Here is a 12,174-nt window from a genome sequence, read left to right as displayed (position 1 = left end):
AACACTAAAAACATCCCAAGGCCATGAAACCTACTTATTTTACTGCACTCGTTTTATTAATTTTCGCACTATCCGGATGCTCAAAAGATGACCAAACTGATAACTCCCCCATAACTTCCGAAATCTATTTCCCTCCTATGAATTCCAACAATTGGGAAACTATTTCTCCTTCGGAATTAGATTGGAATGAGAGTGAACTCCAGCCTTTATTGGACTATTTGCAAACCAAGAACTCCAAAAGTTTTATGATTCTTTATGACGGTAAAATTGTCGTGGAAGACTATTTTAATGGGCATTCTTCCTCTTCCTTATGGTATTGGGCAAGTGCCGGAAAAACATTAACATCAACAGTTGCCGGGATTGCGCAAGATGAAGGTCTTTTCAACATTCAATCCAAAGTTTCTGATTATTTGGGAGAAGGCTGGACATCTGCCCCATTGGAAAAGGAGAATTTAATCACCTGTAAAAACCTATTGTCAATGGATTCTGGATTGGACGACAGCTTAGGCGATGATGTCTCCCCTGAAAATTTGCAATATCTAGCCGATGCCGGCACTCGATGGGCCTACCATAATGTATATGTTAAAATGCAGGATGTTATTGCAGAAGCTAGCGACTTAACTTGGGACAGCTACTTTGAAACGAAATTGGCTTCAAAAATAGGCATGTCTGCAAATGGCACTTGGACCAATCTTGGAGACCTTAGTGTGTATTTCAGCAACACCCGAAGCATGGCTCGCTTTGGCCTGCTTATTTACGCTAACGGTAAGTGGGAAGATACTACCATCGTCTCTGAAGAATTTCTAAATGAAGCGACCAACACCTCTCAAAACATTAATGAAGCTTACGGCTATTTATGGTGGCTAAATGGTAAATCCTCTTTTCATTTACCACAAACCCAATATGAATTTAACGGGTCATTAATCCCAAATGCGCCATCTGACATGTTTGCGGCATTGGGGAAAAACGATCAGAAAATTTACATCTCGCCCAATGAAAAATTGGTCGTGATTAGGATGGGAGAAGCCGCCGACGGAGAAAACTTTGCCCTCTCCAATTTCGACAACGAGCTTTGGAGTTACATCAATGCTTTCATCAATTAATTATAACCTTTAGGCATTTCTCTCAGTTTTGTGGCCTGCTCATAGGCCATAGCCCATTGTAATAGTTGTATTTCCCTAAAAGGTTTCGAGATAAAGGTAAGGCCTTTGGGTTCTCCACTATCAGCAGTATAGCCCATGGGAACCGTAATCGCAGGGTATTCGGCAACCGCGGCAAATCCTGCATGGAAATTATTAATAGACAATATGGCATCTAGTTGATACTTTTGCATTGGAGTGTCCAAAAACAATTTTCCATTTGTTTTAAGTGTTGATTTGATGTTTTCCAAGTCCTTCTCAGTTCCTTTATCGGCCACTATGCCTTCAAACAGCTTTTGTGCATAGGGCATTCTATTGATGGAATCTTCCCTGTTAAACACAATAACATCTTCAACCGAGGTTACCTTAACATTATTATCTGCGTAATGTTTCAAATAAGTTGGTAAATCCTTTTTCATATCAAGGTTAAGCAACCTTATAAAATCTGGGAGTTGTATTTCCTGTGCTTCAATTTCTATAATTTCAGCTCCAAGATTCTCCAAATCCTGTAAGGCTTTGGAGTATAAAGGGTCTTCTTTTAGACTTGCGAAACATCCAAACTTTTTCCCCAGTAAATCCCCAGCTTTAAAATTATCTAAATCAAAAGTATTTTTTGAAATACCATCGGTTGCTTTGAAGTCGTCCATATCTTTTCCTAACATGGCATGAAGTAAAATAGCATTATCTATAACATTCCTGGTCATAGGGCCCGGCGTATCTAAAGTTGACGAAATAGGTACAATTCCACTTCTACTCAAAAGGCCAATAGTTGGCTTCAACCCTACATTAGAATTTTGACTTGAAGGCGACAAAATAGATCCAGAGGTTTCACTACCAACCGCTGCCACACAAAAATTGGCAGCCACTGCTACCCCACTACCTGAACTGGAACCACCGGTATCCAAAACTTTTCTTCCATAAGGGTTTAAGGTTTGACCTCCAATGGCACTATACCCACTCGGACAATCGCCGCAAAAGAAATAGGCCCATTCGCTTAAATTGGTCTTTCCCAACATCAATGCTCCATTAGCCTTTAGTTGCCTTACAATAAAAGCATCTTCTGTGAAATTGTCTTTTAAAGCAACAGCCCCCGCTGTGGTAGGCATACCGGAGGCATCAATGTTATCCTTCAATAATATTGGCATTCCAAAAATGGGATGCTTCAAGCCATGTGTTTTTATAAGTTCATCACACTTTCGTGCTTCTTCTATCACTTTTGGGTTTAAGGCAATGACAGAATTTAAAGAGTTCGGATTAGCTCTGTCATATTTTCTAATGCGATAAAGGTAAAATTTGGTCAGTAATTCATAGGACAATTTTCCCTCTTGCACATATTTCTGTAAGCTTGGAATATCCTGCTCCAAAACAAGTGGCTTCAAATTATTATAATCTGTTTCTGAAAAGGAAGCCAATTCAGCATTGAAAGGTTCCCATAACTGTTCGATATCCATATATTTTGAGTCTAAAACCTTGAACTCCGTGAATTCTTTGGTAGAGATATCACTGATATCTGTGGAATCAGATTTTGATTGTATAGGACTTTGGGAATTATGCTGTTTACAGGAAGAAAACAGAAGCAACAATAGAGTGAAAGCTAAGAATCTCATGGTTAGTATTTTTACTAAAAATACTAAAAAAATAAAGCTCACCGATTAAGGTAAGCTTCTTGTATCATTTATATGGTTGTGGAATTAGTTTTTGAAGAAAGAATCTACAAATTCAAATTTATTGAATACCTGAAGATCTTCAATACCTTCACCAACCCCAATATATTTCACCGGAATTTTAAATTGATCTGAAATACCAATCACAACGCCACCTTTAGCAGTTCCATCCAATTTGGTAACCGCCAATGACGTTACTTCAGTGGCTGCTGTAAACTGTTTAGCTTGTTCAAAAGCATTTTGACCTGTAGAACCATCCAACACCAATAACACATCATGCGGCGCATCTTCTACCACTTTCTGCATCACGCGTTTCACTTTGGTGAGCTCATTCATCAAATTCACCTTATTATGCAAACGTCCTGCAGTATCGATAATCACCACATCAGCATCTGAAGTCACCGCACTTTGCAACGTATCAAAAGCCACAGAAGCAGGATCACTTCCCATAGATTGTTTGATGATAGGCACGTCTACACGATCTGCCCAAACCTGCAATTGGTCTATTGCCGCCGCCCTAAAGGTATCTGCCGCCCCAAGTACCACTTTTAATCCTTGTTGCTTGAACTGGTGTGCCAACTTCCCAATGGTCGTCGTTTTTCCAACACCATTGACACCCACCACCATCATAACATAAGGCTTTTTATTGGAGGGCACCGTGAATTCAGTCGCGTTACCGGCATCAATTTCCGATAACAACCCCGCAATTTCTTCACGAAGAATCTTATTGAGTTCGGAAGTTCCCAAATATTTGTCACGTGCCACACGCTCTTCGATGCGCTCAATAATTTTTAAGGTAGTATCCACCCCGACATCACTGGTCACCAAAATTTCCTCTAGGTTGTCCAATACCTCATCATCGACTTTTGACTTTCCAGCTACAGCCTTGTTCAGCTTTGTGAAGAATGATGTTTTGGATTTTTCCAACCCTTTGTCTAGGGTTTCCTTTTTTTCCGAAGAAAATATTTTCTTAAAAAAACTCATGTTTAATTGGTGTTAGTTTTGGCCTTTCAAAAAGCCAAAAAGCACTTTACAAATTCCCTGCCTTAAACTGCAATCTGCAATTTTGGCAGAAAAACCTATCAAATATAGATATAAAAAAACTGCTTTCAAATGAAAGCAGTTACAATTAAATTATGAACAAATATAATTTATTTTTTGTTTAAAAAGTCGTTCACTAATTCTGGAGCCATAACAGATTCTACGAACATGTAAGCACCACTCTTAGGAGACTTCACCATCTTAATGGCTTTTGTTAATCTTTTAGATCCTGTTTGTAAAGTTGCTACTGATTTCTTTGCCATGATTCCTAATTATTTAATTTCTTTATGAACTGTCATACGCTTCAAGATTGGATTAAATTTCTTAATCTCCATTCTATCCGGCGTGTTTTTCTTATTCTTGGTAGTGATGTAACGTGAAGTTCCTGGCATCCCAGACTCCTTGTGCTCTGTACACTCCAATATAACCTGAATTCTATTACCTTTCTTTGCCATTGTACGTGCCTTTAACTGTTATGCTATTATTTTAAAAATCCTTTAGATTTTGCTTCTTTGATTGCAGCAGAGATACCAATTTTATTGATAGTCTTCAACGCAGAGGTAGAAACTTTTAGAGTTACCCATTTATCTTCTTCAGGAATATAAAAGCGTTTTTTGATCAAATTTGCATCAAATTTACGCTTAGTCTTATTCATAGCGTGAGATACGTTGTTTCCAACCATCGCCTTTTTTCCAGTAAGTTCACAAACTCTTGACATTCTTTCTAACTTTAAATTATGTTATTTCAAAACAGGCTGCAAATTTAGAAAAAAGATTATATATCAACAAACTTAATTCACTTCTTTTTCAAATCTTTTTTAAAATTTCTTTTTGAAGCATCTCAAACGCCTTGTTGGCCGCCTTATTTATCACCTTTACGCGGTGGTTCCCAAAGTTAAATTCTTCACTATACACACCACTTTTAGAGGCGATTGCAATAAATACCACGCCTACTTCCTCATCTGTATCATCTGTGGTAGGCCCTGCATTACCTGTGGTCGCTATGGCATAATCACAATTGAACATTTTCAAGGCTGCGGTCGCCATAGCTTCAGCCACTTGGGCACTTACCACGGAATATTGATCAATTAGGGCTTCTGAAATGTGCAGTACATTCATCTTAGCTTCCTTAGTATAACTAACCACACTTCCCTTAAAATATTTGGAAGCCCCAGGATGTAAGGTAAAGCTCTCTGCAATTTTCCCTCCTGTACAGCTTTCAGCAGTGGCTAGCGTTTTCCCCATAAGGGTCAATTGCCTTCCTATAATAGCTTCTAGGGATTCATCCTCTTCAAATCCCACAAAAATATCTTCTATCTGAGGCAAGAGGGCATTTACTTGTCTATCTATTTCAGCTTCCACAACTTCCCTATCCATTCCTTTTCCGGTCAAGCGCAACCTCACTTTCCCTAAATTGGGCAAATAGGCCAACTTGATAAACTTTGGCAGATTGTCTTCCCAGTCTTCTATACGGGCAGCCAAATTGCTTTCGCCCATGCCATAGGTTAGAATGGTTTTATGTTTGATATATGGGAATTTAAATGCCTTTTGGAGTTTAGGAATGACCTCATTTTCAATCAAAGCTTCCATTTCAAACGGCACCCCAGGTAATGAAACGAATACTTTTCCATCCCTTTCCATCCACATGCCTGGAGCAGTTCCGTTAACGTTCATCAAAACCTGTGCTTTTGAGGGCACCAAAGCCTGATCGATATTAACCTGCACCAAAGGTTTCTTGATATAATGCTCCCAAAGGTATTTGATATGCGCCAACACCTCTTGGTTCTGCACTAGCGTATCGTTAAAATATTCTGCGATGGTTTTCTTGGTGATATCGTCTTTGGTAGGTCCCAAACCTCCAGTAACTATAATGATATCGGCATTGTCTTCAGCCTCCTTAAAGGCCTTCAAAATATGCTCCTTATCATCCTGAACAGAAGTGATCTGATACACAGAGACCCCAATTTTATTTAGGGCCTTACTGATAAATGCTGAATTTGTATCTACAATTTGACCTATGAGAATCTCATCGCCAATTGTAATGATTTCGGCTTGCATTATAGGTTATAATCCTTTTTTAATTCTTCGGATGCATTTTCGATGGCTGTTAGCACAAGGTCCAATTTATCCGAAACGTCTTCTTCTTTCTTCTCAAATTTCCCCCAATCCTGAACCACGATCAAATCTTCCAAAACACCAAGTTCGAACAGATCTATGGTTGGTTTCATTTTATGGGCCGCTTGATAGGTATTAAAATAATCCTTCTCTGCTACGGCTTCTTTTAATCTTGCCGCATCCTCGGGTACTTCTTCCAAGAAAGCTGCCACCAAAGCCACGATAAAATCCTCGTCGTTATCGGCCAACTCTCTTACTCTATATAATTTATAATGCTGTTCCATTTATTTTACAGTTATTGAAAACAAAGGGGTCCCTTCTATAGCCCCAACCAATTTGTCATTTGCATTTACCTTGCCTACTCCGGCAGGCGTTCCTGTAAAGATAATATCTCCTATCTTTAAAGTGAAATATTTTGAGACATATTCGATGATTTCATCAATTTTCCAAAGCATCAAATTGGTATTCCCCTGTTGCACAAGCTCATCATTTTTCTCCAAAGTAAAGTTAATGTTGTTCACATCTTCAAAATTAGTTTTCGGCAACCAATTGCCTATTACTGCTGCTCCATCAAAAGATTTTGCTTTTTCCCAAGGAAGTCCTTTAGCCTTTAACTTTGCTTGAAGATCTCTTGCCGTAAAATCGATTCCTAAACCAATTTGATCATAATATTTATGGGCAAATTTCTTATCGATATACTTCCCAACCTTATTGATTCGTACCAAAACTTCCACTTCGTGGTGTACATCGTTTGAAAAATCTGGGATAAAAAACGGTTGTTTCTTTAATAATATGGCAGTATCGGGCTTCAGAAATACAACCGGTTCTTCTGGCCTTTCATTTTCAAGCTCCTCGATGTGCTCTGTGTAATTTCTACCTATGCAGATAAGTTTCATAGTCCTAAAACAATTAGCAATACAACTAATTAGTCCAATTTATTATTAAACGCTCTCAATTTAATGGCGGTGAGCACTTTTTTGGTGTACAAAGGAAAATCGGCATTCAACAACCAACCAAAATATCCCGGTTCATCATTCAATACATCTTGAACACGCTTTCCTTTGTGCTTTCCAAAGGTAAAGCATTCCTCTTCCTCTTTATTGAAAGCTATAAAGCCTGCAAAGTCGGCAAATTTCTTTCTGGAGCTGAATTCCGCCAAAAACTTAGCATCATTTTCCAACTCGTCATACTTCGCCACCTGAGCTTTCAATACTTCGTAAGTAGCATTGGTATCAGCCTCTGCGCTATGTGCCCCGTCCAAATTTTTGTTGCAGTAAAATTGGTAGGCTGCCGACAAGGTACGCTGTTCCATTTTGTGATAAATGGTTTGCACATCAATAGCGACACGGCTTTTCATATCAAAATCCATTTCGGCACGAAGCATTTCCTCTGCCAATAATGGAATATCAAATCTATTGGAGTTGAAACCTCCCAAATCGGAATCCTTGATAATGTTATGAATCTCTTTTGCCAATTCCTTAAATGTAGGCTTGTCTGCGACATCTTCATCAGACACCCCATGGATTGCGGTTACTTCTGGCGGAATAGGCATTTCTGGATTTACCAACCAAGTATTGCTTTCTTCCTTTCCGTCTGGGTATACCTTTAAAATGGAAATTTCAACAATTCTATCTTTTGAAATATTTACTCCAGTGGTTTCCAGATCAAAAAAGCAAATTGGTTTTGTAAGATTAAGATTCATTTTTATCAAATTTTGGGCTAAGATAACGAGAATAAAAAAAGCCTTAAACTAAATTAAGGCTTTTTTATAAGGTCTGATTGAAACCTACACATTATCAATATTAAAATAACCGCCTTTGTTTTCTGTCCGTTCCAAAGACTGGCTCACGATTAAATGTGCCACATTAATCATATTCCGAAGTTCACAAAGCGAGGTCGTAATTTTTGATGCTTTATAAAAATCCTCCACTTCCCTATGGATGAGATCCAAGCGTTTTTTAGCTCTTTCCAAGCGCTCATTACTTCTTACAATCCCCACATAATTGTGCATCAATGCCTGTAACTCTTTTAAGTTATGCTGAATTAAAACATGCTCTTTGGTGATGCTTGTGCCTTTGTCATCCCAATCTGGAATGTCAACATTAGCAGGAACACTTTCATGTGTTTCGTGATATTTGAAAATGTTATGTGCATACACCAAGGCTTCCAACAAAGAATTTGAAGCCAATCGATTAGCACCATGCAGACCTGTTCTGGAACATTCCCCACAGGCAAACAAATTGTCAATTGTAGTTTTTCCTAATTTATCCACTTGAATGCCTCCACACAAGTAATGCGATGCCGGCACCACAGGAATCCAATCGGTTTTGATGTCGATATGACTATCCAAACACTTTTGATAGATATTTGGAAAATGCTTGACAAAACCTTCGAAATCCAAATGGGTGCAATCCAAGAACACATGGGACTCCCCCGATTTTTTCAATTCGCTATCGATGCTTTGCGATACAATGTCCCTTGAGGCCAATTCGGCACGCTCATCATACTTCAACATAAAACGTTCACCATCCTTATTTCTTAGGTAAGCACCAAAGCCCCTAACAGCTTCCGATATCAAAAAAGAAGACTCCCCTTTGGCACCATACAATGCCGTTGGGTGAAACTGCACAAACTCCATATCCTTAATGCGCGCCTTAGCACGATAGGCCATGGCAATGCCATCACCTGTAGCAATAATAGGGTTGGTGGTATGGCCATACACATACCCAATACCTCCCGAAGCTAGTAAGGTACTATTCGCTTTTATGGTTGAAATCTCCCCTGTTTTTTGATTGAACACATATGCACCGTAGCATTTCAGCTCTTCTAGATCTGCTCCCTCTATATGATGATTGGTAATTAAATCTATTGCAAAATGATGAGGCAGAATAGAAATATTGGCCAATTGATGCGCCCGCTTTAACAAGGCGCGCTCAATTTCATAGCCTGTTATATCCTTATGGTGTACCACTCGATATTCGGAATGCCCTCCTTCCTTTCCCAAATCGAATTTTCCTTTGGCATCCAAATCAAAATTGGCGCCCCAAAGCAACAATTCTTCCATGCGCTTCGGACCTTCCTCGACAACCATCTTAACTACATCTTCCTCACAGAGTCCGTCCCCGGCAATTAAAGTATCCTTTATGTGCTTTTTAAATGAATCCTTTTGCTTATCCAACACAATGGCAACACCTCCTTGGGCATACTTGGTGTTAGATTCTTCTTCATTGGCTTTGGTTACAATAATAACATTCCTATCAGGAAACTTCTCAGCAATCTTCACGGAAAAGGTCAATCCTGCAACTCCAGAACCAATCACCAAATAATCTGCGGTCATCATAATTTCACTCGAGATTAAACAACATTTATTTAGACAGTTCCAACATGCGCTCTATTGGTAGCAAGGCACGTTCAACAATATTTCCGGGCACTTCAATTTGTGGCGACTCGTTCAACAAACAATCATACAGTTTTTGCATGGTATTCATTTTCATAAAATGGCATTCGCTGCAAGCACAGGTATTATCTTCCAAGGCTGGTGCTGGAATCAACTTGGCTGTTGGAATTTCCTCTTGCATTTTATGAAGAATTCCAACTTCGGTAGCCACAATAAATTTTTCGTTTGGATGCTCCTTCACGAAATTAATTATCCCAGCAGTGGACCCGATGTAGGTGGCCGTATCCAAAATATGAGACTCCGACTCTGGGTGTGCAATAATTTTATAGTCCGGATGCTTTTTATGCAGCTCGATCAATTTATCCATCGAAAAAGCTTCGTGTACCACACAACTACCATCCCAAAGCAACAAATCCCTTCCTGTTTCCTTCATGATATAGCGACCAAGATTCTTATCGGGTGCAAAAATAATGGGCGTTTCCTTGGGGATAGACTCCACTATTTTCAAAGCATTTGAAGACGTACACACAATGTCACTCAAAGCTTTGATTTCCGCTGAACAGTTGACATAAGTAATCACCACATGGTTAGGATGCTGCTTAATAAAGGCGTCAAAACTTTCAGGCGGGCAAGAATCGGCTAAGGAACACCCCGCATTTAAATCTGGCAAAACCACTGTTTTGTTTGGGTTTAATATTTTGGCTGTTTCTGCCATAAAATGCACCCCAGCAAACACAATAATATCGGCATCTGTCTCGGCGGCTTTTTGGGACAATCCCAAACTGTCTCCTACATAATCGGCTATATCTTGTATTTCCGGCACCTGATAATAATGTGCCAAGATTACAGCATTCTTTTCCTTCTTTAGGCGATTTATCTCTTTTACTAAATCTATTGTCTCACTCATAACTTCACCATTTTCATTCACAAATTCTAAATCAACAGATCATCTCCCTAATTTTTAACCTCAACATTGGCAATTTCCAACTGCAAATTGTTCAAAAGCAGTTCTCCTTGGTTGAGCATATTAAAAATTTCGTTTTTACTGTCTTCAAAATTATGTTTCAGTTCCAAAAAGAAATTGTTGTAATACGCAATTCCTGACTTTAAATTCTCTGCAAACGTTGCCAAATATTTCTGTTCCTTTTTGGTCATTTCAACTTTAGCCGTTTCCAATTTATTTTTCAGGTAATCGATATAGATATACAATTCCTTAATGAACATGTTTGGACGATCGGTTCTAGAAATTACATTGTCACGTCCGTAGATGTGATCCACCATTGTTTTCAAACTCATCACTTTGGAATAATAAGCCATATTTGGCCCTGGGCAAATAGACACGCCTTCACCTTCCTTCTTGGTATCCAAATTATATTTCAACAAGGCCGAAGTCCCCAAACCTACACAAGTGCATGATTTTTCGGTAATCTTGTTCAATTCCAATTGATAAGCTTCTTTTGAAAGATTTTGAGCATCCAAGGCTTTAATTTTGAAATGCTGATATTCCCGAGACGCAGTACACACCCCTGTTTCCTTAAATTCCTTGTTCAAGGCCACATATTTTTTAGGACAGGAACTACCTGGTCTTCCTTTATCAATCAAAGCATCACGCTCTAAATCTTTGGTGTTTTCCTTAAGATTATTGAAAGGCACTCCCAATGGAGAAATATCGCTTAAATACAAATCCTTTTCTTGGGCGGAAGCCAATTTCTCCAAAGTCTTTTCATCTACGGTTGTTGCTTCCGGAACCAATAAAAATGGACTTCCCCATCCTACAGAATCCAACTGATAGGCATCCAACAACAATTCGTGTTCCTCGTGAGTTCCCACTCCACCTTGAGCCGTGATTTTTATTTGCAAAGGTTCCTTTGAAATCGCTCTATTTTGAGCCTCCAATTCCTTGTTCAAAACTTCTTCAATAGACACTCTCAGTTCCTCGCGTTTCTCCTTGAACTCTGCCAATACTGGTCCCAACAAATACCCATCGGTGGCAAAGGCGTGACCTCCACAGTTCAATCCAGATTCAATTCTATATTCAGATACCCAAAGTCCTTTTTTGGCCAAGAATTTCCCTTGAATCAATGCCGAACGGTAATCGCTTACCTTTAAAATGATTCGCTTTTTAAAAGTCCCTTCTGAAGTTGGATAAAAATCATCAAACTCACTCATATAGGCATACAAGCGAGGATTCATCCCTGCCGAAAGCACTACAGAACCATTTAAGTTACTATTGGCAAAACCACGCAAGGCGGCATGTGCATCATTATAGGCCACAGGGAGTTTTTCATCTTTGTTGTAATTGTCCTTATCAACCTTAGTCATGATGTTCACATCAATACTTCCCTTTACCAAATGTTGGTTTAACCAAGACTTTAGCTCCGATAGTCCTTCGCCTTTTTCTGTAAGCTTTTTAAACTCTTCTCTAAGGTGAGCATTGGAAGGCAGCATATCGAGATAGGCCTTAAAACTATCCCCCGTGTCAAGAGCTGCTTGCTTCACAGCTTCTATTTTTTGATCGACTACTTCATTTATCAAATTAAGGTATGAGGTAATGCGCTTTGCCCGAAAATCGTCTACCTTATTGGTAATTTCCTGATAAGGCAACTCAAAAGTTTCGCTGTACATTTTTCGTAATTTCTCAATAAGCATATCGTCTACCAAAGAAATCACGGAATCAATGCCATATTGCGCTACCTTTAAAGGTGAATCGATTGTAAAGCCAATCCCCATAACCGGAATATGAAATGAATGCGCTTTATTATTCATTCTATGTTGTTTTTAAAATTGCAAACCTCAAATGTATCGATTTGAACTTGCAA

13 protein-coding genes are annotated in these 12,174 nt (G+C 39.0%); 1 reads left to right on the top strand and 12 read right to left on the bottom strand.

What is annotated here, in order from left to right:
- Positions 1-23 precede the first annotated feature (23 nt).
- On the top strand, positions 24-1,103 hold the full coding sequence (locus ZA06_RS10680) for a serine hydrolase domain-containing protein (protein WP_053977456.1): 1,080 nt from the start codon (positions 24-26) through the stop codon (positions 1,101-1,103).
- Here the strand turns inward: ZA06_RS10680 and ZA06_RS10675 are convergent.
- The 12 genes from ZA06_RS10675 to ZA06_RS10625 form a co-directional block, all read right to left on the bottom strand.
- The gene (locus ZA06_RS10675) at positions 1,100-2,746 is read right to left on the bottom strand and encodes an amidase family protein (RefSeq protein WP_053977455.1); all 1,647 of its coding nucleotides are present in this window, start codon (positions 2,744-2,746) and stop codon (positions 1,100-1,102) included. The genes ZA06_RS10680 and ZA06_RS10675 overlap by 4 nt on opposite strands.
- Positions 2,747-2,830: 84 nt before the next feature.
- Entirely contained in the window at positions 2,831-3,787 is a 957-nt protein-coding gene (ftsY, locus tag ZA06_RS10670; RefSeq protein WP_053977454.1) for a signal recognition particle-docking protein FtsY, read from the bottom strand.
- Between the two features lie 167 nt (positions 3,788-3,954).
- On the bottom strand, positions 3,955-4,107 hold the full coding sequence (locus ZA06_RS16790; RefSeq protein ID WP_076663445.1) for a DUF4295 domain-containing protein: 153 nt from the start codon (positions 4,105-4,107) through the stop codon (positions 3,955-3,957).
- Between the two features lie 9 nt (positions 4,108-4,116).
- The gene (gene rpmG / locus ZA06_RS10665; protein ID WP_031444791.1) at positions 4,117-4,299 is read right to left on the bottom strand and encodes a 50S ribosomal protein L33; all 183 of its coding nucleotides are present in this window, start codon (positions 4,297-4,299) and stop codon (positions 4,117-4,119) included.
- Between the two features lie 26 nt (positions 4,300-4,325).
- Positions 4,326-4,562 (bottom strand): 50S ribosomal protein L28, encoded by a 237-nt coding sequence (rpmB, locus tag ZA06_RS10660; protein ID WP_053977453.1) that lies wholly within the window; start codon positions 4,560-4,562, stop codon positions 4,326-4,328.
- Positions 4,563-4,650: 88 nt separating this feature from the next.
- The gene (locus tag ZA06_RS10655) at positions 4,651-5,901 is read right to left on the bottom strand and encodes a competence/damage-inducible protein A (RefSeq protein WP_053977452.1); all 1,251 of its coding nucleotides are present in this window, start codon (positions 5,899-5,901) and stop codon (positions 4,651-4,653) included.
- The gene (locus ZA06_RS10650) at positions 5,901-6,242 is read right to left on the bottom strand and encodes a hypothetical protein (protein WP_053977451.1); all 342 of its coding nucleotides are present in this window, start codon (positions 6,240-6,242) and stop codon (positions 5,901-5,903) included. Before ZA06_RS10650 ends, ZA06_RS10655 begins: the two co-directional genes overlap by 1 nt.
- Entirely contained in the window at positions 6,243-6,854 is a 612-nt protein-coding gene (locus ZA06_RS10645) for a fumarylacetoacetate hydrolase family protein (RefSeq protein ID WP_053977450.1), read from the bottom strand.
- 29 nt (positions 6,855-6,883) lie between these two features.
- Positions 6,884-7,660 (bottom strand): 3'-5' exonuclease, encoded by a 777-nt coding sequence (locus ZA06_RS10640; protein WP_053977449.1) that lies wholly within the window; start codon positions 7,658-7,660, stop codon positions 6,884-6,886.
- An 84-nt stretch (positions 7,661-7,744) separates the two neighbouring features.
- A complete protein-coding gene (nadB, locus tag ZA06_RS10635) occupies positions 7,745-9,298 on the bottom strand; it encodes an L-aspartate oxidase (RefSeq protein ID WP_053977448.1) in 1,554 nt (517 codons plus the stop codon).
- Positions 9,299-9,323: 25 nt separating this feature from the next.
- A complete protein-coding gene (gene nadA / locus ZA06_RS10630; RefSeq protein ID WP_053977447.1) occupies positions 9,324-10,262 on the bottom strand; it encodes a quinolinate synthase NadA in 939 nt (312 codons plus the stop codon).
- 47 nt (positions 10,263-10,309) lie between these two features.
- A complete protein-coding gene (locus ZA06_RS10625; protein WP_053977446.1) occupies positions 10,310-12,121 on the bottom strand; it encodes a hypothetical protein in 1,812 nt (603 codons plus the stop codon).
- Positions 12,122-12,174 lie beyond the last annotated feature (53 nt).

Origin of the sequence: Mangrovimonas xylaniphaga, from assembly GCF_001280435.1 — a bacterium.
GTDB lineage: Bacteria > Bacteroidota > Bacteroidia > Flavobacteriales > Flavobacteriaceae > Mangrovimonas_A > Mangrovimonas_A xylaniphaga.
The sequence above is the reverse complement of the archived record's forward strand: the minus strand, read 5'-3'. Positions and strand labels throughout refer to the sequence as shown.